Source organism: Arthrobacter sp. Soil761 (genome assembly GCF_001428325.1).
Classification (GTDB): Bacteria; Actinomycetota; Actinomycetes; order Actinomycetales; family Micrococcaceae; genus Arthrobacter.
This window is the reverse complement of the sequence record NZ_LMSF01000023.1, coordinates 400512-424841: the sequence shown is the minus strand read 5'-3', so window position 1 is coordinate 424841 and position 24330 is coordinate 400512. Positions and strand designations below refer to the sequence as shown.

Here is a 24330-nt window from a genome sequence, read left to right as displayed (position 1 = left end):
AGCTGCAACAAAAGCGCGAGATTTTGAAGATAACCATGCGGAAGGATGCATGATTCATCCACAGCTCATGCCAACGCAACTATCTTTCGGCGGGTCCTCAGGCCCTGAGTTGTAGCGGGTCCACGACGTGGGTGGGCCGGGGCCGCGCGGCCTGCCCACCCTCGCTGGAGACCGGCTTTACCCGCCGCAGCGCGGCGAGGATGGCGCGGCCCACCACGGCGATCCCGAGCACTGTGGTGACGGCGCGCAGGGTGTCCCAGCCCGCCGTCGACGTCAACAGCGAGTAGAGCAGGAAGCTGCTGAGGTTGGTGGCCAGCGGCGCGCCTGGAACGTAGGAGATGCCGGTGCCGGCGCCCACGGCGAAGGGCCAGAACCACAGGTTGGTCAGCAGCCCGAACAGGTACGATGCCACCACGCCGTAGCCTGCCAGCATCCACAGCTCGGCCCTGCCCCGCACCCGGCGGGGGAGCAGCCCGGCACCGGCGCCCACCCAGGCGCAGGCGAACATCTGGAACGGCGTCCACGGCCCGATCCCACCCCACAGCACGCTGGAGACGGCGATGGTGGCGGCGCCGAGGAGCAGGCCAAACCGTGGACCGAACGCCCGGCCCGCCAGGATCAGCAGGATGAAGACCGCCTCCACGCCGCCGACGCCGGTGCTCGCCACCCGGACAGCGGAACCGACGGCCGCCAGCACGCCCAGCAGTGCCACCGTGTGTGCCGAGCGGACCGACCCGTCCAGGGACACCACGACGGCGACCGCGGCCACGGGTGCGATGGCCAGCGCAGCGTAGGGGAGGGCAGCGGTGGCATCCTGCGGCACGGCGGCGGCGAGCAGCGGCCAGGAGAAGGCCGCGAGGGCCAGCAGGTTTGCGGCCGCGAGGACTGCCAGTTCGAGCGCCCGCGGCATCCGGGGGCGCCGGGGCTTTGCAGCGTCCCGTGGGCCTGCCTGCTCGTTGAGGGTCGCTGGCTGTGGCCTCGTTGCTGCTGGCCGCGATGGGAGGACAAGCGGTTCGGGGCTGATGGCTGCTTTGGCTGCAGGCGCCACGCCGTCCCGCATCGGCAGGATCCGGGCGCCCAGGCCGCGGGCAAACTCAAGGTCGTGGGTGGCAATCAGGACTGCGGCGCCGTCATCCGCCGCCGCCCGCAAAGCCGCCGAGACAGCCGTCCGCGCCGCGGGATCCAGGCCGCGCGTGGGCTCATCGATCAGGAGGACCTGCGGGCTGTCCATGGTCTGCAGCGCGATGGCGAGGATCCTGCGCTCACCGGCAGAGAGGTCCCGGGGATGCTCGTGGCCAATGGGAATCTGCACGCCTCCCCGCAGCCGGGCCAGGCGTGCCGCCGCAAAGCCGGGGGCGGGCTGTCCGCCCTTCTTCCCACGGGCACCACTCTTCCCACGAGCGCCACTCTTTCCACGGGCCAGGCGCCGCTCGGCCGCACGGAGCTCTCCGGACACGGTGTCGCTGGTGAAGAGGTCGTCCGACGCGTCCGGCACCAGGGCCACCCGGCCGCCGTCGAGCACTCCTTCGTCAGCAGCTCCCTCACCCAGGGCCAGCGCCACCAGGAGGGAGGACTTGCCGGCTCCGTTCGGCCCCACCAGTGCCACCACTTCACCGGGGTGGAGGGCCAGGGACGCGTCGCGCACCAGCGGCGTACCTTTGTGGTGCACGGCGAGGTGGGCCGCCGTCAGCACCGGCACGGAGCCGGCCACCTCCCGCGCCGGACTGTCACCGGAAGGCACCGGCGCCGCGGGCGGCGCAGAACCCTGCACCAGCGCGCCACCATCAATGGTCCACCATGCATCGGCGACGGGGGCGAGTGCTGACGCCCGGTGCTCCGCCACGATGACGCAGACGCCGTCGCCGGCGAGTGCGTTGAGCACTGCGATGACGCGTGCGCGGGCTGCCGTATCAAGATCCGCCAGGGGCTCGTCCGCCAGGAGAAGCTTTGGATGGTCCACGACGGCGGCGGCGATGGCCACCAGCGTCGCCTCACCGGCCGAGAGGGTGCTGACATTCCGGTCCAGCAGTGCCGGGATTCCGATCCGCCCGGCCACCTCCAGCACCCGCGCCTGCGCAGCGGCGGTCGGCACGCCGCGCAGCTCAAGGGCCAGGGCAATTTCATCCCGGACCCGGGTGGTGGCGAAGGCAGCCCGGGGATTCTGGAGCACGGTGCCGATGAGGCGGGCGGTGTCCCGCGGCGGTGTGGCGGCGCGGTCCAGTCCGCCGGCGAGAACGGTGCCGGAAACCGCTCCGCCGTCAACGTGGGAGAGCAGGCCGGCGATGCCCCGCAGGATGGTGGACTTTCCGGAACCCGTGGGCCCGGTGATCACGGTGACGGAGCCGGGCATCGGCGCGAACCCGTCAACCCTTACGCAGGTGTCCCCAATCCGGAACTGTGCGTTCCGGACGATAAGCGGCAGGCCGCCGTCGAGCCCTGGCTGGTGCGCTGCCCGGCTCCCGAAACCGCGCAGCTCCAAAGCTGCGGCAACCCGCCCGGCGTGCTCCAGGGTGCGCTCCAGTATGGGGACCAGGGCGCGGGGGCCGAAGCGTTCGCCCCGCAGCCGGAACGCCAGGCGCACGGAGGCGACGGCGTCGGACAGGGCGGGGAGGGCCGCCCATGCCACCACCAGCATCCGGGCCACGCCCTGCAGCGGGCCGCCGCGGGCCAGCCGCACGAAGCCGCGGGACACATCAACCCACGCGTTGAGCAGGCCGAAGCCGAGGATGGTCGCCGCAATGGGCAGGGCGGACAGCACCGCCTGCCAGAGGCCCGGCGCGGTGACCGGACCGAGGAAGACTACATGGGCATACGGGGCGGGAAGCCGCAGCGGCGGCAGGTCGAGCAGGACCGGGCTGCCGGTGCCCGCCCCATTGAAAAGGACGCGGTAAATGACCCGCGCCGCGATGAACACAGCGGCGAGGACTGCCGCTGCGCGCAACGGCGCGGGCCGGAAGGTCATGCCGCGGGCGCGGCCGGCTCGCCGTCGACCGTGAAGAGCAGTTCCAGGCTCTCACCGGGGCTCACCTTCAAGGTGGCGAGGCCTTCCTGTGCGTAGGCCCATTCACCGGAGGCGGGCTTGACCCAGAGACCCCAGTAGGCGAAAGCGGCGGGCATGCCCTTGCACTCTTCGCGGTAGGTGCCGTCCTTGTGCTTGATGTCGAAGTCGGCGGCGGGCACGCCGTTCACGCGGCACACGATTTCGTTGGGGTACTGGGTGGTGCCCTCGGTCTTGACCTTTGCCTCGTCGAGCACCTTGGACGCCACGGTGGGTCCGTCCACGGACACGCAGGTGGAGGTGTCCGCAGCGGCCTGCTTCAGGGCGCCGGAATCGACGATGACCTTAACCCCGGCGCAGGGGCCGGCTGTGGTGGACGCGGCGCTGGCAGAAGCTGAGGAAGCGGGCGCAGAGGCGCTTGGCTGGGTGGCGGCCGGGGTGGAACAGCCGGCGAGGGTCAACAGGAGACCGGCGGCGGCGAGGGAGCCCGCGGCGGCGGTACGAATCTTAGTCAAAGTCACCTGTCAAGGGTAGGGCGTTGCCGCTCCGGATCAGGAGGCCGCTTCCTTGTGTGACGACGGGCCTCAACATGGCGGTGGCCGGAGGCGCAGAAAAGGCCGACGACGGCACTCACGTGAGTGCCGCCGTCGGCCCCTTCCTTTGTATGCGCTGCTGCAGCGGACCCTGCTGCAGCAGCAGCCCTATGGCACCTGCACGTCCACCAGGTGGTGCTCCCCGGAAGCGGCGCGTGTGGCGCTCGACGACGGGTGGGCAGCCACGGCTGCGGCGTGCTCGGCCAGTACCCCTGTCTGGTGGCGGATCTTCAGGCGGTAGAGGAGGGTCCCGCCAATGATGACGGCGGCCACGAACATCACGCCGCCCCACTGCAGGTACCACTCGAACGGCGGCACCGAGTTGTAGATTTCCGGGCGGGGCCACACCAGGTTCACCGTCATGGCAGCGCCCCACAGGACGGCCAGGATGTTCACGGGAACGCCCCACTTGCCCATGCAGAACCCGGGCTCGGAAACGTCATCGGCCAGCGGCCATTTCCTCAGGAACCGCTTGCGCAGCAGGGGAACCGTGACCAGGAGGTAGGACAGGTAGATCAGCACGATGCTGATGCTGGACAGGATGGTGAAGATGGCCGGCTGCATCACGTTGACCAGCAGCGGGATGACGGCCATGATTCCGATGACGATGGCGGCGACAGTGGGGGTCCGGCGGACCGGATCCACCTTGCTGAGCTGCCGGCTGAAGGGCAGGTTGTTGTCGCGGGCCATGGCGAACATCATGCGGATGGCGGCGGCGTGGACGGCCAGGGTGCAGACCACCACGGCCACCACGATGCAGGCCAGGAAGGCCTTGCCGAACGGGCCGCCCAGGACGGAGAGCACGATGTGCTGCAGCCCGCCGTCGGCCGCTCCCACCTGGGGGTCGCCGAGGTCCGGCGCGGCCAGGATGCCGAAGAGCAGGATTCCCCCGCCCAGCAGGAACGATGCCGTAACGGCGCGCAGGATGGCCTTGGGAGCGGTCTTCTTGGGATCCTTGGTTTCCTCGCCCAGCGAACTGGCAGTATCGAAGCCGTACATGACGTAGCCGGAGGCCATGGCGCCGATCAGGAAGACGCCGAAGAAGCCCAGGTCGTGGCCTTCGCCGAAGCCGTTGGTCTGGAAGAAGACCTCCGGGCCGCGCACCACATGCCAGCCCAGCGCGAGGATCAGCAGCACGGCCGCGATCAGCTCCACGAAGACACCGATGCTGTTGATCCTGGTCATCAGCTTCACGCCGAACGCGTTGATGAGGGTGGAGATGGTGATCATGATGGTGGCCAGCACCACGCCGTTCATGGCGAAGTCGTAGGGGCCTGTGCCGTCACCCACGAACTGGAAGCCGGACCAGAGCTGGGGCAGGGTGATCTGCAGGGCCAGTGCCACGGAGCCCAGCGCCATGATGGAGGACAACAGCAGCAGCCAGCCGGCCAGCCAGGACGAGGTCCCGGACGCCAGGCGCTTGGCCCAGTTGTAGACCGAACCCGCCACGGGGTAGCGGCCGGCCAGTTCGGCAAAACACAGGGCCACCATCAGCTGGCCGACGAACACGATGGGCCAGGACCAGGCGTACGCCGGGCCGGCCATGGAAAAACCAAAGTAGAACAGTTGGAAAACACCGGTGAGGATGGAGATATAGCTGACACCTGCGGCGAAGCTGGCAAACTTGCCGATGCTCCGGTCAAGGGTCTGGGTGTAGCCGAATTCATCCATGCCGCTTGAATCAATACTCTTGCTGGGTTCCAATATGGACTCCTAGATCAGAAAAGCACGATGGGACCGGCCGCCCTGGGGTGCGGCGGAATAACGAGGGTGGGGGCCGCCGCTGTTGGGGAAGTGCGGCCCCCTAAGACCTGCCGCTCAGGCGAGGGATGTGGTGAGCTCCTTTTCTTCCATGGCGTCTTCGACCGTGCGGTCCGCGCGGATCAGATCGGCACAGCGCTCGCCGATCATCATGACGGTGATGTTGGGGTTGACGGTGACGTGTTCGGGCATGACGGACGCATCGGCGACGCGGAGGCCGGTGACGCCCTTGACCCGCAGCCCGGGATCCAGCGGCGACATGTCGTCGTCGGCCGGGCCCATGCGGACGGTGCCCACCGGGTGGTAGACGGTGTTGTGGGTCTTGCGGATGTAGTCCTGCAGCTCTTCATCCGTCTGCGCCTCGATGCCGGGCGACAGTTCCCGGCCGGTCCATTCCGCCATGGCGGGCTGGCCGGCGATTTCACGGGCCTTGCGGATGCCGGCCACCATGACGCGCATGTCGTGGCCGTCGGGGTCCGTGAAGTAGCGGGGGTCCACCATCGGCTTGTCGCGGAAGTCGCGGCTGCGCAGCCGGACGGTGCCGCGGGAGCGGGCGTGCGTGACGTTGGGGGTGAGGCTGAAGCCGTTCTCCGTGGTGGGGTAGCCGTGCCGCAGCGTGTTCATGTCGAACGGGACGGAACCGTAGTGCATCATCAGGTCGGGGCGGTCCAGGCCGTCCTCGGTGGGGGTGAAGATTCCGATCTCCCACCACTGCGTTGAGGTCTGCACCATGGGCTGTTTTGCCTCGAACTGGACCACGCCCTCGGGGTGGTCCTGCAGGTGCTCGCCCACGCCGGGGGAGTCCACCAGGACGTCGATGCCGTGCTGTTCAAGGTGTGCTGCCGGTCCGATGCCGGAGAGCATGAGCAGTTTGGGGGAGTCGATGGCGCCGGTGGACAGGACCACCTCGCGGTGTGCGGAGAGCCGGTGGGTGCGGCCGAAGGCCGAGTCCACCACGTCCACGCCGGTGCAGCGCTTGGCCGCATCGAACACCAGCTGGCGGGCGCGGAGGCCGGTCAGCAGGGTGAAGTTGGGCCGGTCGATGATGGGGTGGATGTAGGAGACGGAACTGGAGGCGCGCGTGCCGTCCGCCCGGCGGTTGATCTGGAAGAAGTTGGCGCCGTTGACCACGGTGGTGCCGGTGTTGAACTTCGCACGGGGAATTCCCGCCTGCTCGCAGGCGTCCAGAAGAGCGACGCCGGCAGGATCCGCCGGGGGCACGTTCATCAGGTGCACGGGGCCGGAGTCCCCGTGGTGGGGTGCGTCCGGGCCGGCGTCCTCGTTGGTTTCCAGCCGCTTGTACAGCGGCCAGGCCGCGTCGGCATTCCAGCCGGCGGCGCCGTACTTGGACTCCCATTCGTCCAGGTCCTCCCGTGGCGCCCAGAAGGCGATGCACGAGTTGTGGCTGGAACAGCCGCCCATCACCTTGGCACGGGCGTGGCGCATGAAGGAGTTGCCGTTTTCCTGCGGTTCCACCGGGTAGTCCCAGTCGTAGCCGGATTCCAGCAGCTCCATCCAGCGGTCCAGCTGCAGGATCTCGGGGATGTTGCGGTCGTCCGGACCGGCCTCCACCAGGGCCACGGTCACGTCCGGGTCCTCGCTCAGGCGGGCGGCAACCGCGGCGCCGGCGGATCCGCCGCCGATGACGATGTAATCGAACGAGCGCTCGCTGAGGTCCTCGATGTTGTCGAAGTGCATCTAGTTCTCCTTGCCGTGGTCAGCGAACCAGCCGGTGACCTGCGGGCTTGTGTTCTGGTAGATGTGCTTGGCTTCCTGGTACTCCGCCAGGCCCGTGGGGCCCAGCTCGCGGCCGACGCCGGACTGGCCGAAGCCGCCCCACTCGGCCTGGGGGAGGTAGGGGTGGTAGTCGTTGATCCAGATGGTGCCGTGCCGCAGCCGGGACGCCACGCGCTGCGCCTTGCCGGCGTCCTGGGTCCATACCGCCCCGGCCAGCCCGTAGATGGTGTCGTTGGCGGTGGCCACGGCCTCGTCCTCGGTGCGGAAGGTTTCCACTGTCACCACGGGGCCGAACGCCTCGTCGGTGACCACGGACATGCCGCGCTGCACCTGGTCCAGGATGGTCGGCTGGTAGTAGAACCCGCCGTCGTACTTCTCCCCGGAAGGTGCCGCGCCGCCGGTGCGGAGCCGCGCGCCCTCCTGGATTCCGCGCTGGACGTACGCGTGCACCTTGTCCCGGTGGGCGGCGGAGATCAGCGGGCCGGTCTCGGCGGCGTCGTCAAAGGGGCCGCCGAGCCGGATGCCCCGGGCGCGGCGGACCAGCTCGTCCACGAAGCGTTCGGCGATGGATTCCTCCACCAGCAGCCGGGCGCCTGCCGAGCAGACCTGCCCCGAGTGGACGAAGGCACCGTTGAGGGCGTTGTCCACGGCGGCGTCGAAGTCCGCGTCGGCAAAGATCACGTTGGGGTTCTTGCCGCCCAGCTCCAGCGCCACCTTCTTGACGGTGGCTGCGGCGGCGGCGGCGATCCGCTTGCCGGTTTCCAGGCCGCCGGTGAAGGAAACGAGGTCGACGGCGGGATGTTCCGAGAGCGGTGCACCCGCCTCCGCGCCGGGCCCGGTGACGAGGTTGGCGACCCCATCCGGCAGGCCAAGGTCCTTCAACAGCTGCATGGCCATGATGCTGGTGGAAGGGGTCAGCTCGGACGGCTTAAGTACGAAGGTGCAGCCGGCGGCCAGCGCGGGGGCGATCTTCCACGCCGCCTGGAGCAGGGGGTAGTTCCATGGTGTGATCAGGCCGCAGACGCCAACGGGTTCGTAGACGATCCTGCTCACGACGCCGGGGTCCCCGGCGTCCACCACCCGGCCGGCCTGCTGCCCGGCCAGCCTGCCGAAGTATTCAAAGCAGGCGGCGATGTCGTCCATGTCGATGCGACTCTCGACCATGCGCTTTCCGGTGTCAAGGGACTCGGTCCGGGCGAACTCTTCCCGCCGTTCGCGCAGCCCGGCAGCGACCTTGAGGAGGAAGGCCCCGCGCTCGGGTGCCGGGACGGAGGACCAGGCGCCGGAGTCGAAGGCTGCGCGGGCCGCGGCAATGGCGCGTTCGGCGTCTTCCCGGCCGGCCTCGGAGACCGTGGCCACCAGCTCGCCGTCTGCCGGGTTGCGGATCTGGCGCACGGCGCCGGATGCCGCCGGCTCCCACGCGCCGTTGATGAACAGGGAGGACGCTGCGTCCGTTGTGGTGCTCTCGACGGCGTCCAGGGTTGGTGTGGCGTATGTCATAGGAAGGACAGTAATGCACGTTGAACGAGTGTTCAATACTTTTTTGAACACTCGTTCAATGTTACTTTTGGGCTGTCTGCGCCCGGGAGCAGGCGGGTTAGCGCGGGCTGGGCTCCTGCCCGCCGGCCCCTTCATCCTGGACCGGCGCGAAGGCAATCTGTTCCGTGCGCTGGATACTTCGCTGGATGGCGGCCTTGTCCACCCCGAGCAGTGCGGTCAGCCACATGCCGTTCTGGATGACCACGATGTCCGATGCGCGCTCCCGGCATGCCTCCCAGGAGAGCCCTGGCCTGGCGCTGGATACCAGTGCTGCGAGCCCGTCGATGTAGCGGTCGAAGGCGGCGGCGTTGATCTGGGCGTAGTCCTCGTCGGCCTGGGCGAGGGCCCAAAGGTGGAGGCGCAGGGACAGGTAGCGCGTGGTCAGCAGGTCGGCGCCGGCAACCCGCCGCAGGGCCTTGCGCAGCTGTTCATCCGGGGGAGTGGACGGATCGGGGGCGACGAGCAGAAGGTCATGCTCATCCACCCGGCGCAGGGCTGCCCGGATCAGGGTGGTTTTGTCGTCGTAGTAGTAGTTGACCAGGCCCAGCGCCACGCCGGCTTCCCGCGCCACGGACCGCATGCTCACTCCGGAAATGCCGTGCCGGGACAGCAGGTCCATGGCCGCCTCGAGTATGCGCGTCTGCCTGTCCACTTGTTCGCCGGAGTTAACGGCACTGGTCCCCATCTGGCCAGACTATTGCCTAACCGGCCGGGAGCGCACTTTCGCGGATCCGCACTCAAACAGAAGAATCCCCGCCCTGCTGCCGGCAGGGCGGGGATTCCTTCGTCGGCAGGCTGCCTTATTTCTTGGGCAGGCCCGCCGGGTTCAGCTCGGACTTCTGGATGGCCTCGGAGGAGAGGCCCCAGCGGTCCAGGATTTTCGCGTAGGTGCCGTCCTCGATCAGGTGGTTCAGCGCAGCCTGGGCGGCCACCGCCAGGCCGTTGCCCTTCTTGGTGGTGAAGGCGATCTGTGCCGTCAGCGGCCAGCCGCCGTTCAATGTGCCCACCTGCTTCGTCTTTCCGTCCTGCGCTGCCTTGTAGGCGGCAGCCGCGTTGGGGCCGAACGTCAGGTCCGCACGTCCTGACTGAAGGGCCAGGCTCGAGGCGGAGTCGTCGTCGTAATACTGGAACTGGACCGGCGCCAAACCGTTCTTCTTGTTCTCCTCGTCCCAGCGCACCAGGATGGCTTCCTGGTTGGTGCCGGATCCAACGATGATCTTCTTGCTGGCCACGTCCTTGGCTTCCTTAATTTCACCGATGCCGGAGTCGTTCTTGGCGTAGAAGCCCAGCAGGTCATTTCGGTAGGTGGCGAAATCGAACTTCTCCTTCCGCGCCTCGGTGACGGTCACGTTGGAAAGCACGGCCTCGTACTTGGCAGACTCCACGCCCAGCGGCCAGTCGGCCCACGCCACGGGCAGGACCTCCACGTCCAGGCCCAGCGCCTCGCCCACGGCGTAGGCGATGTCCACCTCGCTGCCGATCAGGGTCTTGTTGTCCGTGGCGAACAGGCTGAGCGGCGCCGCCCCGCCGGTGGTCACTACGGTCAGCTTGCCGTCCGCTTTGATGGCCTCCGGGACCAGTGCGGCAGCGGCGGGGTCGGCAGAGACTTTGAAGCGGTCCTGCTCCGGGGACAGGTTGAAGGTCTTGCCGCTGGCGTTGGTGGTGGACGACGACGGTGCTGTCGCCGCCGCGGCACCGGGATCGGAGCAGGCAGCCAGTCCCAGCAGCGCTGAGACGGCCAGGGCAACGACGGCGGCCGGCTTGGGCTTGATGGCCATGTTTCCTCCTGGAAGGGTGGCAGGGATGCAACGGAATGTGCGCGTTGCAGCAACTATCCGGCAGCCGCCGACAGCGAATCAAAGCCCCCGAAACCCGGGGATACAGGGAGTAACGGCGGTTAACCGGAGGACCGCGGCAGTCATATTCAGCCCGGCCCGGGCCACTACCCCCAATGGCGCGTCACAGATCCATCAGAAAACGAGTACCCGGCCGGAAAAGACAGGTGGTGACTACGCGTGTTCTCCGCCCGTGCCCCAACTTACGGTGAGATACGCTGCGGCCCGGATGGCTGCGGGCAAATGAGGGAGGCACAAACATGAATCATTCGCCGGGTGGGAAGACTACTGCTGGGGGGACGGGCCTGCTTAGGCGAACCAGCACCAGGACAGCGGCGGCAGTAGCTGCGGGAAGCATGCTGCTTGCGGGCGGTGGGGTGGCTTACGCCGATGACATTTTCAACAACCTTGACGGCACGGTTGACTCAGTGGCAGAGCTGATGCCGCTCAACGTCGGCGGTGCCAACGGCAGCACTACGCTGGCAGTGGCGCCTACGGGCAGCGATGGCAAGAGCGGCTGCAACCTGACAGGTGCAACCACGCTCACGCTGAACCTCAGCTCCAGCAACCCTGCCGTCGCCACGGTGTCCCCGTCGTCGGTGACCTTCACGTCATGCGGTGACACGAAGTCCTTGACCGTCACCCCGGTCAGCGCCGGTTCTGCCACCGTGAGTGCAAGCCAGGCAAGCAACAACAGTGGCGGAACCTTCAACCTTGCCCCAGCCACGTTCACGGTGAACGTGGTTGCCCCCGCGCCGTCCAACACGGCGCCCAAGCTCAATATCACCGGCGTCACCGCTGGCGCCTCGTACCCGAAGGGCGCCGTTCCTGCCGCAACCTGCAGCGTGACTGACGTTGAGGACGGCAACAGCTCCTTCCCGGCAACCTTCGGTGCCGTCTCGGGCGCCGACGGAGCCGGCGGTGTCGGCACGCAGGAAGCCAGCTGCAGCTACACGGACAAGGGCGGACTCACCGTAGCCAGCTCCGTTACCTACGGGATCACTGACGGGTCGGCTCCCGTCATTTCCTATACCCTGTCGCCCACTACGCCGGATGGCTCGAACGACTGGTACAAGAACGCTGTCGCCCTGCATTGGACGGTGACAGAAAGCGATTCTTTGAGCACCCTCAGCAAGACGGGGTGCCAGGACCAGACCATCGCCGCGGACCAGGTGGCTACCGACTTCAGCTGTTCCGCCTCCAGCTCCGGTGGGACTGCGGCCACTCAAACCGTCAACCTGAAGAAGGACGGCACCGCCCCCACGGTTGGTTTCACAGACGCAACGGGAACCGCCGGCACCAACGGCTGGTACACGTCCGACGTGGATGCCACATTTACCGGATCGGATACCACTTCGGGATTGCTGACCTCATCACAGAAGGTGACCTCCTCCGGCGAAGGACCGGCAGTCCAGGTAAACAGCCCGTCTTTCACTGACATTGCGGGCAACACCGCCGCGGAGGGCGCGGCTTCACACACCTTCAAGATCGACAAGACGGCTCCGGAGGTAAGCTACGCCGATGAAACCGGAACCGCCGGCACCAACGGCTGGTACACCTCCGATGTCCAGACGGACTTCAGCGCCACGGACCTGATCTCCGGACCGCTCACCGCAACGCAAACTGTAACCTCTGCCGGGGAAGGCGAGGCGGTGACGGTCCAGAGTCCTGCGTTCACCGACAACGCGGGCAATACCACCGCCGCTGGTGCCGTTTCCCGGTCATACAAAATCGACAAGACCGCACCGGATGTCAGCTACGCCGACGTTGCGTTCGGCACCCTGGGCCTGAACGACTGGTACGTATCGGACGTCGAGGCCCGCTTTACAGCCACGGACAAGACATCGGGGCTGGCTGCCTCCTCCCAGACGGCAACCTCCAGCGGTGAGGGCTTGGACGTGTTGGTACCGAGCCCTGCCTTCGTCGACAACGCCGGCAACACCACACCCACCGGGGCCACCACCAAGTCGTTCAGGATTGACAAGACCGCGCCGAAGGTCGCCTACAGCGGGGCCACGACGCAGGCCAACAGCAACGGCTGGTACAACACAGACGTCACTGCCACCTTTACAGGAACTGACGACGTGTCAGGTCCTGCCTCCGCAACCCAGTCACGGACCACCACCGGCGAGGGTGGGACGGTGACCGTGAACAGCCCCGCCTTCACGGATGGCGCCGGCAACACCACTCCTGAAGGCGCCACCTCGGCCACCTTCAAGGTCGACAAAACGGCGCCCGCCGTTTCCTTCGACTCGGTCGTGGGGGACAGCTTCTTTGGCTCCACCGCCGCCAAACCCACCTGCACGGCAACGGACAGCGGCGGTTCGGGCCTCTCGGGCAGCTGCGCGGTCACCGGCTATGACACCAAGAACGGGACGCACACGCTCAAGGCAACGGCAACCGACCTGGCCGGCAACACCACAACGGTGGAGCAGACCTACACGGTCAAGGCCTGGACGCTGAAGGGGTTCTACCAGCCGGTGGACATGAACGGTGTCCTGAACACGGTGAAGAACGGCAGCACGGTTCCGGCGAAGTTCGAGATCTTCGCCGGTGCTACCGAGCTGACTGATCCGGCACTTGCCAAGTTCACCACCAAGCAAGTGGCCTGCTCGCTCCTGAGCCCGATCGACGACATCGAAACCACAGCCACCGGCAACACCTCGCTGCGGTACGACGCCACGTCAGGACAGTTCATCTACAACTGGAAGACGCCCGCCACGGCCGGCAGCTGCTACACGCTGACCATGACGGCGAACGACGGCAGCTTCATCAGTGCGAACTTCAAGCTGAAGTAGCACTGCCGGGCCGGCGCCCAATGACGCGCGCCGCAAGGAGGGGACCAGTTCATTGCGAACTGGTCCCCTCTTTTATGGCCGTTTGTGCTTGCTGAACTAGCTCAGTGCAGCCAGGACTTCCTTGGCCACGTCCTCGCTGGACTGCGGGTTCTGCCCGGTGATGAGGTTGCCGTCGCGGACTACGTTGGAGGACCAGGCGGCACCGTTTTCGATCACCGCGCCCTTCTCCTTCAGCGCATCCTCCACCAGCCACGGGGTGTTCTCCCCGGTCCCGCCGCCCAGCTCCTCCTCGTTGGTGAAGACCGTGAGGCGCCGGCCCTTGAAAGCGAACCCGCCGTTGTCGTCCGTTGCACTCAGCAGCCCCGCCGGACCGTGGCAGAACGGCGCAATGATCTTGCCGTCCCTGTTGGCTGACACCAGCAGGCGTCCCAGGTCGGCGTCCTTGTAGAGGTCCGCCATGGGGCCGTGGCCGCCGGGCATCACCACGGCGTCATACGCTGCGGCGTCGACGTCGGCCAGCACCAGCGGGTGCGCCAGCTCGCCGTCGATCTTTTCCAGGTAGTCCCGGAAGCCCTGTGCCCGGTCCTCGCCACCGGCCGATTCGGCAGCCAGGCTGACTTGGTCCACGGTGGGCTTCCGGCCGCCGGGGGTTGCGATGTGGACGGTGTTGCCGGCCTGCGTCAGGGTCTGGTGGGCCACCACCAGTTCCTCTGCCCAGTAGCCGGTGGGGTGCTCGCTGCCGTCCTTCATGGTGAGGGAATCCGCGGCCGAGACGACCATCAAAATGTTTGCCATCGTGTAGCTCCTGTCCAGGTTTCTTTACGTACCGAGTTCTCTACTTGCCGGCCGCTTCTAGCTCCGCGTACGTATCGTCGTCGAGCGTGATGCCTGCGGCGCCCATGTTCTCTTCGAGGTGCTGCACGGAGCCGGTGCCGGGGATGGGCATCATCACGGGGGAGCGGCGCAGCAGCCAGGCCAGGGCCACCTGGGAGGTGGTGGCGCCAAGGCGCTTGGCGGCCTCATCCAGCGGTCCGCCCGGCCGGGCGAGCTCGCCGGCGGAGATCGGCGCCCACGGGATGAAGCCGATTCCGTTCTCCTCGGAGTAGCGCAGCACGTCCTCGGAGCTGCGGTCCGTCAGGTTGTAGCGGTTCTGGACGGTGGACACCGTGAAGTGCTTTCCGGCGGCTTCGAGTTCGGCCACGCCCACCTGGGACAGGCCCAGGGCGCGGACCTTGCCTTCGTCCTGGAGCTCACGCAGCACACCGAACTGCTCCTCGGCGTCCACCTTGGGATCGATGCGGTGCAGCTGCAGCAGGTCCAGCGTGTCCACCTTCAGCTTGCGCAGGCTCAGTTCCGTCTGCTGGCGCAGGTATTCCGGCCGGCCAACGGGAACCCATTTGTTGGGCCCCGTGCGTGTGAAGCCCACCTTGGTGGCGATCTTCAGCCCCTCCTTGTAGGGGTGGAGGGCCTCGGCAATGATTTCCTCGCTGATGTTGGGGCCGTACGAGTCGGCGGTGTCAATGAAATCCACGCCGAGTTCGACGGCGCGGCGCACCACGGCCACGGCGGCCTGCCGGTCTGCGGGCTCACCCCAGACGCCGTCACCCACAATGCGCATGGCACCAAAACCCAGCCGGTGCACGGTTCCCAGGTCCTTGAGGTCGATCGTTGCGGACAGTTCCAGCTGCTTCGTTGAATCATGGCTCATAGGAGCGGCAACCTCATCAGTATGCTGAGTATTCCCCAGCTCACAGAAATAAGGCGGGGCCCGCCGTCGTTATGCATCACGTGCCCGCCGCCATCCGGCCGGCACCCCCCCTACGAAACATTTTGAAAGGCCGGCACCTGACGTGACTCTTCCCCTCTCCATCCTTGACCTGGCAACCATCGGCAAAGGCCAGACGGCGGCGGAGAGTTTCGCAGGTAGCGTGGCCATGGCGCAGGACGCCGAGAAGCTGGGCTACCGGCGCGTCTGGTACGCCGAGCACCACAACATGTCCTCCATCGCCTCCTCCGCCACCAGCGTGCTGATCGCCCACGTGGCGGCGCACACCGAAAGCATCCGGCTGGGCGCCGGCGGCGTCATGCTGCCCAACCATTCCCCGCTGACCATCGCAGAGCAGTTCGGCACCCTGGAAACGCTGCACCCCGGACGGATCGACCTGGGCCTGGGCCGGGCCCCGGGCAGTGACCAGAACACCATGCGCGCCCTGCGCCGGGACCCGATGTCCGCCGACAGCTTCCCGCAGGACGTCCTTGAACTGCAGGGCTACCTGACCGGCCCCACCCGCATCGAGGGCGTCGAGGCCACCCCGGGCAAGGGGACCAACGTGCCGCTGTACATCCTGGGGTCGTCCCTGTTCGGCGCCCGCCTGGCCGCGCAGCTGGGCCTGCCCTACGCCTTCGCCTCGCACTTCGCCCCCGCCGCTTTGCAGGACGCGGTGGCCATCTACCGCAGCGAGTTCAAACCGTCCGCCCAGCTGGACGCGCCGCACGTGATCGCCGGCGTCAACGTCATCGCCGCCGACTCCGCGTCCGAGGCGCAGGCCATGTTCCAGGCCACCAAGCGCGCCCGCGTCTCCCTGTTCTTCGGCGGCGGCCGCGAATTCACCGACGACGAGGCGGACATGATCCTGGACTCGCCGCAGGGACGCCACATGGCACAAATGATGACGTACTCCGCAGTGGGGACGCCCCACGTCGTCATTGACTACCTGGACAGCTTTGGAAAGCACGCCGATGCAGACGAACTCATCGTGGCGCACCAGAGCCCGGGGACGGAGGCGCGCCTGCGGTCCGTGGAACTCCTGGCCGAGGCGGCCGGGCTGGTCCGGGTGTAGCCGCTGTGGTTTGCCGGCCGGTGCGCAACATGCAACGCCACTCGGTCGGTCGGACTTTTACACATACGCAATGAAGGGGACTTCCGGGGGTAACTGCCCGGGCTGAGGATGGGATGTGCCCCGGGTCATCCACCCGGAACCCCGGGGCGCCAACCGGTAGCCCGCGGACCGTCCGTGCGGCTGTGTTCCCGGCCTGGCCCTGCCTCAAAGGGGTTTTGGATGCCGACGCCATTGAACCAGAGCGTGGCGGATTCCGCGCTGCTCACACGGTCCCTTCCGCTGGACATGCTGCGCGCCTTCATCCAGTCCGATGCGGCGGACAACGGGCTGACCCCCGCCCTGCTCACGGAACTCAAGGTGCTGGCCCGCGTCCCCAGCCTCCTGGTGGCCTGCAATTACGGCGGAACGCTGTGCGACGCCGAAGGCATCTCCACCGAGACGCTCCCGCTGGGCAGCGCGGCCATTGCGCTTCGTGCGCTGGCAGCGCTGCCCAATACCCATGCGGCGATCATCTCGGGCCGCTCACTGCGTGACCTGGCAGCGGTGTCACGGCTGCCCGCGGAGGTGCACCTCATCGGTTCGCACGGCGCCGAAGCGGACATGGGGTTCGCCCACGCGCAGACCCTGGCCACCGAGTCCGTCCTGCAAAAGGTCAATGCCGCCCTCAACGAGGCCGTCGGCTTCCACGAGGGCATCTGGATCGAACGCAAACCGGTGGCAGTTTCGGTGCACACCCGGCCGGCCCGGCCGGACGTGGTGGCGACCGTGACGGAAATTTCCCGGCAGATCGCTGCTGCCCACGGGCTGTTCTTCATTGTGGACGGCTCCGTGCTGGACCTGTCCGTGGTGGAACCGTCCAAGGGCGAGGCCTTGGAGACCCTCAGGTCCCGGCTGGGGGCCAGCGCGGCCATGTTCGCCGGGGACGCCGCCAGCGACGAACTGGCCATCGCCACCCTGCGCGGGCCCGACCTCGGGCTGCACGTGGGCCCGGGCGAGACGGCAGCCCCGCACCGCCTCCGCGACCCCCAATCCTTCGCCCGCGTCCTGGCGTTCCTCTTCGAACTGCGGCGGGCGTGGCTGTTCGGGGAGGACGCGGTTGGCCTTGAACGCCACTCGATGATCGGCAACGGCTCCTCCACCGCGCTGCTGACGCCCGACGCGAAGATCTGCTGGATGAGCCACCCTCTGCCGGACTCCGGTTCACTGTTCGCCCACATTTTGGGCGGCGATGCCGCCGGGCACTTCTCGGTGGAACCGGTCAAAGCCTCCCAGGTGCTGGGACAGCGCTACGTGGACAGCACCATGATTGTCGAAACCCGCTGGGCGGACGTCACGGTCACCGACTACCTGGAGCCCGCACCGGAAGGCATCACCAGCCTGGTCCGGGTGCTGACGGGCCACGGCGCAGCCAGGATCACGTTTGCTCCGCGGCCGGACTACGCCAACGCCCCGTTCAGCATGGAGGCGCGGGGCGGGGAACTGCATGTGCTGGGCACCTCGGAGCCCATCATCCTGTTCGCGCCGGGCGCCGCGTTCAGCATCACCTCGGACGGCCGCCATGCCACGGCAACGGCATCCGTCAACCTCCAGGACGGGCCCGTGGTACTCAACCTCCGCTGCGGGGACACCGAACCGCAGTCCGCGGACCCCGGCGGGGAGACGGAACGGCGGGCCCGGGTGGCGCTCCATGCCCGGCAGTGGGTGCAGAACCTTTCCCTGCCATCGGTCAAGCCCTCGCTGGTACGGCGGTCGGCGCTGGTGCTCCGCGCCCTGGTGCATGAACCCACGGGCGCCGTACTCGCGGCCCCCACCACTTCCCTGCCCGAGGGAATCGGCGGGACCAGGAACTGGGATTACCGGTACTGCTGGCTGCGGGATGCCTCCATGACCGTCAATGCGCTGGTGGACCTGGGCTCCACGGCGGAGGCAGCCGGATTCCTGGGCTGGCTGGGCCGGATCCTCGAACACGCACCCGGCCCCGAATGGCTGCACCCCCTTTACTCGGTGACGGGCGCGCCGCTGTCCACGGAAGCCGTGGTCGACAGCCTTCCCGGGTACGCGGGCTCCCGTCCGGTGCGGATCGGAAACGCGGCGGACCACCAGGTCCAGCTGGACGTCTTTGGGCCGGTGGCCGAACTCATCCACTCGCTGAGTGAACGCGAGGGCGCGCTCGCCGACGACCACTGGGAGCTGATGATCCAGATGGCCTCGGCGGTCCTGGCCCGCTGGCATGAGCCGGACCACGGGATCTGGGAAGCCCGGCGGGCGGCACGGCATCACGTGTATTCAAAGGTGATGTGCTGGGTGACCCTGGACCGCGCGCTGCGGACCGCGGCGCGGCACGGCCGGGAGCCGGACCCGGCCTGGGCGCCGGCGGCAGCCACGATCCGTGCGGAAGTGCTCCGTGAGGGCTGGGACGAGTCCGCGAAGTCCTACACTGTTGCCTACGACAGCCCGGACCTGGATGCCGCCGTCCTTCACATCGGTCTCTCCGGCCTGCTGGACGTCACGGACCAGCGTTTCCTGGACACCGTCACCGCTGTGGAGCGGGAGCTGCGGGTGGGGCCAACGGTCTTCCGCTACAGGTACGACGACGGGCTGCCGGGCCTGGAGGGCGGGTTCCACATCTGCACCACCTGGCTGATCGAGGCGTACGTGGCCGTGGGCCGCATCGATGAGGCCTGGGACCTTTTTGACCAGCTGGTGAACCTTTTCGGCCCCACCGGGCTGCTCCCCGAGGAATACGACCCCGGCACCGAGACCCACCTGGGCAACCATCCGCAGGCCTACTCGCACCTGGGTTTCATCCGCTGTGCCCGGCTGCTGGACGAACACCAGGACAGGAGATAGTCGGCTCCCGTCGTGGGTACGTAGAGTGGAGGTAACAGGGACCCACATTACTGAAACGAGACTGATGACGACCGCCCGCGCCCAGGGAGTGGGGTTCCGGTCCGAACGCGGACCCATCCTCATCGCACTGATGCTGTCCACGGGACTCGTGGCCATCGACTCCACCATCGTGGCCACGGCTGTGCCGTCGATCGTCCGTGACGTGGGCGGCTTTTCGTCCTTCCCCTGGCTGTTCTCCGCCTACCTGCTGGCGCAGGCAGTCACGGTACCCATCTACGGGAAACTTTCGGACATGGCGGGCCGTAAGCCCATCATCCTGACCGGCATTGGCCTGTTCCTGCTGGGCTCCGTGCTGTGCGGCTTCGCCTGGAGCATGCCGTCGCTGATCGCCTTCCGGGCCCTGCAGGGACTGGGCGCCGGCGCGGTGCTTCCGGTGTCCATCACCATCGCGGGCGACATCTACACCCTGCAGGAGCGCGCCAAAGTCCAGGGCTACCTGGCCAGCGTGTGGGCTGTTTCCTCGGTGGTTGGCCCCAGCCTGGGCGGCATTTTCTCCGCGCTGGGCATCTGGCGCGGCATCTTCCTGGTCAACGTCCCGCTCTGCCTGCTGGCCGGGTGGATGCTGGTCCGCACGCTCCACGAAAACGTGGAACGCGCCAAGCACAAGGTGGACTACGCCGGCGCCGTGCTCCTGGCCGGCTCCCTTGGCCTGCTGATCCTCGGCGCCCTCCAGGGCGGCCAGGCCTGGGCCTGGAATTCGCCCATCGGCATTGGCGTCTTCGTGGTGGGCGCAGTCCTGCTGGCCGCGTTCCTCCTGGTGGAGCGGCGCGCGGCCGAACCCATCCTGCCCTCCTGGGTGGTATCGCGGCGCCTGCTGGCCACTACCGCCCTGGTGTCCTTCGGGGTTGGCACGGTGATGATCGGCCTCACCTCCTACGTGCCCACCTTCCTGGAGGGAGCACTGTCTTCCTCGCCCCTGGTGGCCGGCCTGGCCCTGGCAGCCCTGACCCTCGGCTGGCCGCTCAGCGCTTCGCAGGCCGGCAGGTTCTACCTGCGCATCGGCTTCAAGTCCACGGCCCTGATCGGCATCGCCATTTCCGTGGCGGGCCTGCTGATCCTGTCGCTGACCGCCCGCGCCCCCAACGTTGCGCTGATCGCCGTCAGCTGCTTCGTCGTCGGGCTCGGCCTGGGCCTGCTGGCCACGCCAACCCTGATCGCCGCCCAGTCCAGCGTCCCCTGGCATGAACGCGGCGTGGTGACCAGCACCAACATGTTTGCCCGCTCCATCGGCAGTGCGCTGGGCGTGGCCGTGTTCGGTGCCGTGGCCAACGCCATCTACGGCCGCAGCAGCGGCGGCGAGGGGGACCCCGCCACCGTGGTGGCCGCGTCCGGGGCTGTGTTCCTGGCCGCGCTGGTGGCTGGGTTGCTGACCGTCGCGGCGGTGCTGGCCATGCCCGCCGTCAAGGCCGAAACAGCGGATCCTGCCGCAGAACCTGTGAAGGAACCTGTCGATCCGGAACCCGTGTCCAGCCCCGAAGGCGGCTCCAGCCATGGCCGCGCCGTCTAGCGGAATGCCGGCTGGCGCGATGCCCGCCGGGGGATGACTACCGGGAGGCTCGGAAGATCGACGGCGCGGGCCGGGCCCCGGTGGCAAGGTCGGCCAGGATCCGTCCGATGACGGGGGTGAACTTGAAGCCGTGCCCGGAGAAGCCGGCGCCGATCACCACAGGCCCCACCCGGTCCAGGATGAAGTCCTCGTCCGGGGTGGTGGTGTACGTGCAGCTGATGGCCTCGAGGTCATCGGGGTCTACGCCGGGCAGCCACTGCCGCGCGTAGTCCTGCAGCGCTGCCAGCTGCGTTGGTTCGGGCTGGAAGTCGCGGTGGTCCGGGTCCACCACGGGTCCCACCCCATGCCAGCCGGCCTTGATGCCCTCGCCCGGAGTCTGCATGCCATAGACAGGGGAGTACCAGCCCCGGTAGTCCGGACCCGGATAGTGGTTGAAGCCGGGCCACACGGCGCCGGCGTCCGCCACCCGGAAATGCGCAGGCTGCTCCTGCGTCACCCGGAGCCGGGGTAGGCGGATCCTGCCAGCGTCCGCGTCTGACGCGTTGCCGGAGAGAATATCCAGCAGCTTCCCGGTCCAGCCGCCTGCCGTCACCACTGCCTGCGCTGCCGTAACCACCTCGGTGCCCGCAGCCGATTCGAGCGTCAGCCGCACGCCGTCGTCGAGCACCACAAAGTCCACCACCTTGGTGTGGTGCCTGATCTCGGCGCCCCGGGCGGTGGCCAGCCGCTGGAAGGCGGGCAACGCGGCTTCCGGGTTGAGCTGGCCGCCGTCGGGCATGTGCAGGACCTGCTGGTCGAAGCGGATGCCGCGCCACCGTTCATGCGCCGCGGCAGGGTCCAGGAACTCGGCACGGATCCCGGCAGCGGTGAGGGCAGCCGAAACCTTTTGGAGGTCCCCGCCGGGGCCGTGGTTGACGATCCCGGTGCGCGCCAGCAGCTGTGTGCCGCTTTCCTGCTCCAGCTCGTCCCACAGGGCCAGCCCCTCGGCCAGCATGTCCACGTACTCGGGCCGGTGGTAGCCCGGGTTCAGGTTCCGTGTTGCCCCGTGGGATGCGCCGATCCTGTGCCCGGGACCGAACTGCTCCACCAGCGTTACCTGCCGGCCGCGCCGGGACAACGCCCACGCGGCGGCGGAGCCCATGGCGCCGCCGCCGATCACCACGGTGTCAAGAACAGTGTTCATCAGCCCTCCAAGCTGGGTGTGCGGTTCAACAGATTTACAGGCTTATGCCAACAAAAGCGCGACGCCGATCATCGCCGGCACTGCCACCACGGTGGTGATCAGCACGGTGTCCTTCGCCACGGTGAGCCCCGTCTGGTACCGGCTGGCGGCCACGAACACGTTCTGCGCGGTGGGCAGGGCCGACGTGACCACCACCGCGAACAAGGCATGGCCGTCCATCCCCAGCGCGAAGCGCGCGAAAACATAGGCAAGGGCCGGCTGGACCACCAGCTTGAAGCCGCTCGCCAGCAGGGTGTCCACGCGCCGCCCGGCCGAGGCCTGCAGCGGGCGGGTGCCGTTCAGGCTCATCCCGAAAGCGATCAGCATGGCGGGAATCGCCGCGCCGCCAATGAGGTGGATGGGTTCCATCACCAGCGCCGGAACCTGGAATCCGGTGCCGGCCACCAGCAGCCCCAGGCCGGAGCCCACAATCATGGGGTTCCGCAGGATCATCAGGAAGAAGCCCAGGGCAGTGGTGCGGTGCGTGCTGGTGCTCGAGTCAAGGATCATCAGGAACATCGGGGTGAAGAACGCCAGCTGGAAGATCAGCAGCGGGGCCACGTAGCTGGCGTCGCCCAAGACATATACCGCGATGGGAATACCCAGGTTCGCCGAGTTGGCCAGCGATGCTGACATGGCTGACATCAGCGATTCGGGGAGCGCCCGCTTCAGCCATAACCTGGCGACGGCGAAGAAGATGGCGGCGGTGGTGATGGCCGCCGCCGCGGTAACCAGCAGCGGTTCGGCGAACACTTCCTGCAGCCGGGCCTTGCTGAGGGTTTCGAAGAGCAGCGCCGGGCTGGCGACGAAGAAGGTGAGGCCGCTGAGTACGGGCCGGGCGTTGTCGCCCAGGATCCTCCGCCGGCCCACGAACCATCCCACCAGGATGATGCACCAGACCACGAAGAACCCGGCCAGCACCCCTAGCAAGGATCAGCCTTTTGGGCGCACTGGAGTAAAGGACCGGGTTGCACGCTCCGGTTACAGGGTGGCGTTGTTAAGCGCGAAAGGGGGGCGCATCATCCCGGGGGTGAGGCCCTCTGCGGGATCGTTGCCCAGCTGGATCATCCGGTTGTTTTCATCCACATGGACCACGCGGGGCTCGTAGGCCTTGGCCTCTTCGGTGGTCATCTGGGCATAGGTGATGAGGATGACAATGTCGTTCTCGTGCATGAGATGCGCCGCTGCACCATTGATGCCGATCACGCCGGAGCCGCGCTCGCCGGCGATGGTGTAGGTCTCAAGCCGCGCGCCGTTGGTGACATCCACAATGGACACCAGCTCGCCGGGGAGGATGTCGGCGGCCTCGAGCAGGTCAAGGTCCACGGTGACCGACCCAACGTAGTGCAGGTCGGCGTGCGTGACGGTGGCCCGGTGGATTTTGGACTTGAACATTGTTCGATTCATAACGGCTCCAGTCTAGACCTGCGGCCTTCTGCCCGCAGTGACGCAGGAAACACAAGAGTCACGTACGCTGCTGCGCAGTGATGCCGGGGATCGCTGCGCAAGGGGGGGCGCACCTGCGCAACGACGTGCTGTGTGGCGGCGCAGGGAAGGGTGCGTACGACGGCGGCCGGTCACCCGGCGTCGTCCCTTGCCACTGCGGCGGCGGCCGCAGCCAGGGTCTCCCGGGCGGCCAGGATGGCCGGGCGCTGGGCGCTGGAGCGGCGGACCGAGGTGAAGATGGTGCGGTGCGGCTTGCCGGGAAGCTCCAGCAGCTGGGCCGTGGTGCCGCGGCCGGTCCACACCAGGTCCGGCATCAGGGCCACGGCATTGCCGGACTCGATCAGGCGTGCCTGGGCCTGCAGGTCTGCGGTCTCAAAGCGGACATCGGGCTCGAAGCCGGCGCTGCGGCAGGCCTGTTCCGCCCAATGGCGCGACGCGGCACCCCTCGGTTCCATGACCCAGGCGAGGTGCGCCGTGTCCTCGATTCCGCGAATGGCCGGGCCGCCGTCGGACGCCGGGGGGACCGCCAGCCGGATGGCGTCGGTGGTCAGCTTTACCCGGTCCAGCTCCGGATAGCGCGGGGCGGCGTGCCCGGGGTATTGCTCGGCGATGACCAGGTCGAAGTCGCGCGCCCATGTCTCATGCAGCGCGGTCTCGGGCTCGCGCTGGATCATCTCGATCCGGACCTCGGGGTAGGCGGTGGCCATGCGGGTGAGGGTGTCCGGCATCAGGGCCAGCGCCGCGGACTGGAACACGGCGATCCGCACCGTCCCCGTGACTGTGGTCAGGGACGCGGCCAGGTCCGCTTCGGCCTGCTCCATGGTTTCCAGCAGCTGCGCCGTGTGCGCCACGAGCACCTCCGCCTGGGGTGTGAGCTGCACCCGCCGCCCGGTCTTCCGGAGCAGTTCCACGCCCACTTCCTTCTCCAGCAGGGCCAGCTGCTGGGATACCGACGACGGGCTGTACTGCAGTGCCTCAGCCACCTCTGCCAGCGTCCCCCGGATGCTTAACTCGCGGAGCAGCCGAAGCCTGCGGACGTCAAGCATGATGGATTCCTAACTGAAACTAATGAATATAGGTTAGAAGTAGTCACTTTATCTAACGCAACCGCGCACGCATACTGTTGAAACCGAGTTACCCCCGT

17 protein-coding genes are annotated in these 24330 nt (G+C 67.7%); 4 read left to right on the top strand and 13 right to left on the bottom strand.

Translation table 11 applies throughout. From position 1 onward, the window contains the following. Nucleotides 1-97 precede the first annotated feature (97 nt). The 7 genes from ASG79_RS14055 to ASG79_RS14025 form a co-directional block, all read right to left on the bottom strand. Nucleotides 98-2962 carry an ATP-binding cassette domain-containing protein gene (locus tag ASG79_RS14055; protein WP_056391964.1) on the bottom strand — a complete coding sequence of 955 codons (2865 nt, stop codon included), beginning with the start codon at nt 2960-2962 and terminating at the stop codon, nt 98-100. Further along, nucleotides 2959-3519, bottom strand: a complete 561-nt coding sequence (locus ASG79_RS14050) for a hypothetical protein (protein WP_056391962.1) — start codon at nt 3517-3519, stop codon at nt 2959-2961. The genes ASG79_RS14055 and ASG79_RS14050 overlap by 4 nt, the downstream gene beginning before the upstream one ends. A gap of 180 nt (nt 3520-3699) precedes the next feature. Continuing rightward, entirely contained in the window at nt 3700-5262 is a 1563-nt protein-coding gene (locus tag ASG79_RS14045; RefSeq protein WP_018769944.1) for an APC family permease, read from the bottom strand. A gap of 147 nt (nt 5263-5409) precedes the next feature. After that, a complete protein-coding gene (locus ASG79_RS14040) occupies nt 5410-7050 on the bottom strand; it encodes a GMC family oxidoreductase (protein ID WP_018769945.1) in 1641 nt (546 codons plus the stop codon). After that, complete coding sequence (locus ASG79_RS14035) at nt 7051-8589, bottom strand: aldehyde dehydrogenase family protein (protein ID WP_056391960.1); 1539 nt, start codon at nt 8587-8589, stop codon at nt 7051-7053. Nucleotides 8590-8686: 97 nt separating this feature from the next. Continuing rightward, entirely contained in the window at nt 8687-9313 is a 627-nt protein-coding gene (locus tag ASG79_RS14030) for a TetR/AcrR family transcriptional regulator (protein ID WP_056391959.1), read from the bottom strand. A gap of 115 nt (nt 9314-9428) precedes the next feature. Then, nucleotides 9429-10406 carry an ABC transporter substrate-binding protein gene (locus tag ASG79_RS14025; protein WP_056391958.1) on the bottom strand — a complete coding sequence of 326 codons (978 nt, stop codon included), beginning with the start codon at nt 10404-10406 and terminating at the stop codon, nt 9429-9431. Between the two features lie 434 nt (nt 10407-10840). On the opposite strand from ASG79_RS14025, the gene ASG79_RS14020 reads away from it, so the two are divergent. Beyond that, the gene (locus ASG79_RS14020; RefSeq protein WP_144600096.1) at nt 10841-13261 is read left to right on the top strand and encodes a PxKF domain-containing protein; all 2421 of its coding nucleotides are present in this window, start codon (nt 10841-10843) and stop codon (nt 13259-13261) included. A 96-nt stretch (nt 13262-13357) separates the two neighbouring features. On the opposite strand, the gene ASG79_RS14015 is transcribed toward ASG79_RS14020, so the two are convergent. After that, entirely contained in the window at nt 13358-14056 is a 699-nt protein-coding gene (locus ASG79_RS14015) for a type 1 glutamine amidotransferase domain-containing protein (RefSeq protein WP_056391956.1), read from the bottom strand. A gap of 40 nt (nt 14057-14096) precedes the next feature. Continuing rightward, complete coding sequence (locus tag ASG79_RS14010) at nt 14097-14969, bottom strand: aldo/keto reductase (RefSeq protein ID WP_056391954.1); 873 nt, start codon at nt 14967-14969, stop codon at nt 14097-14099. A 142-nt stretch (nt 14970-15111) separates the two neighbouring features. On the opposite strand from ASG79_RS14010, the gene ASG79_RS14005 reads away from it, so the two are divergent. The 3 genes from ASG79_RS14005 to ASG79_RS13995 all read left to right on the top strand — a co-directional run bounded on the left by ASG79_RS14005 (nt 15112) and on the right by ASG79_RS13995 (nt 20518). Then, on the top strand, nt 15112-16101 hold the full coding sequence (locus ASG79_RS14005) for an LLM class flavin-dependent oxidoreductase (RefSeq protein WP_056391952.1): 990 nt from the start codon (nt 15112-15114) through the stop codon (nt 16099-16101). 219 nt (nt 16102-16320) lie between these two features. Next, complete coding sequence (locus ASG79_RS14000; RefSeq protein WP_056391950.1) at nt 16321-18951, top strand: trehalase-like domain-containing protein; 2631 nt, start codon at nt 16321-16323, stop codon at nt 18949-18951. Between the two features lie 64 nt (nt 18952-19015). Next, nucleotides 19016-20518, top strand: coding sequence for an MFS transporter (locus tag ASG79_RS13995; RefSeq protein WP_056391949.1), 1503 nt, complete (start codon nt 19016-19018; stop codon nt 20516-20518). A gap of 37 nt (nt 20519-20555) precedes the next feature. On the opposite strand, the gene ASG79_RS13990 is transcribed toward ASG79_RS13995, so the two are convergent. The 4 genes from ASG79_RS13990 to ASG79_RS13975 all read right to left on the bottom strand — a co-directional run bounded on the left by ASG79_RS13990 (nt 20556) and on the right by ASG79_RS13975 (nt 24232). Beyond that, nucleotides 20556-21701 (bottom strand): FAD-dependent oxidoreductase, encoded by a 1146-nt coding sequence (locus ASG79_RS13990; RefSeq protein WP_056391948.1) that lies wholly within the window; start codon nt 21699-21701, stop codon nt 20556-20558. A 42-nt stretch (nt 21702-21743) separates the two neighbouring features. Then, a complete protein-coding gene (locus tag ASG79_RS13985) occupies nt 21744-22670 on the bottom strand; it encodes an AEC family transporter (protein ID WP_056391946.1) in 927 nt (308 codons plus the stop codon). A gap of 51 nt (nt 22671-22721) precedes the next feature. Next, a complete protein-coding gene (gene panD / locus ASG79_RS13980; RefSeq protein ID WP_026265878.1) occupies nt 22722-23147 on the bottom strand; it encodes an aspartate 1-decarboxylase in 426 nt (141 codons plus the stop codon). Between the two features lie 170 nt (nt 23148-23317). Continuing rightward, the gene (locus tag ASG79_RS13975) at nt 23318-24232 is read right to left on the bottom strand and encodes a LysR substrate-binding domain-containing protein (protein ID WP_018769957.1); all 915 of its coding nucleotides are present in this window, start codon (nt 24230-24232) and stop codon (nt 23318-23320) included. Nucleotides 24233-24330: the final 98 nt, after the last annotated feature.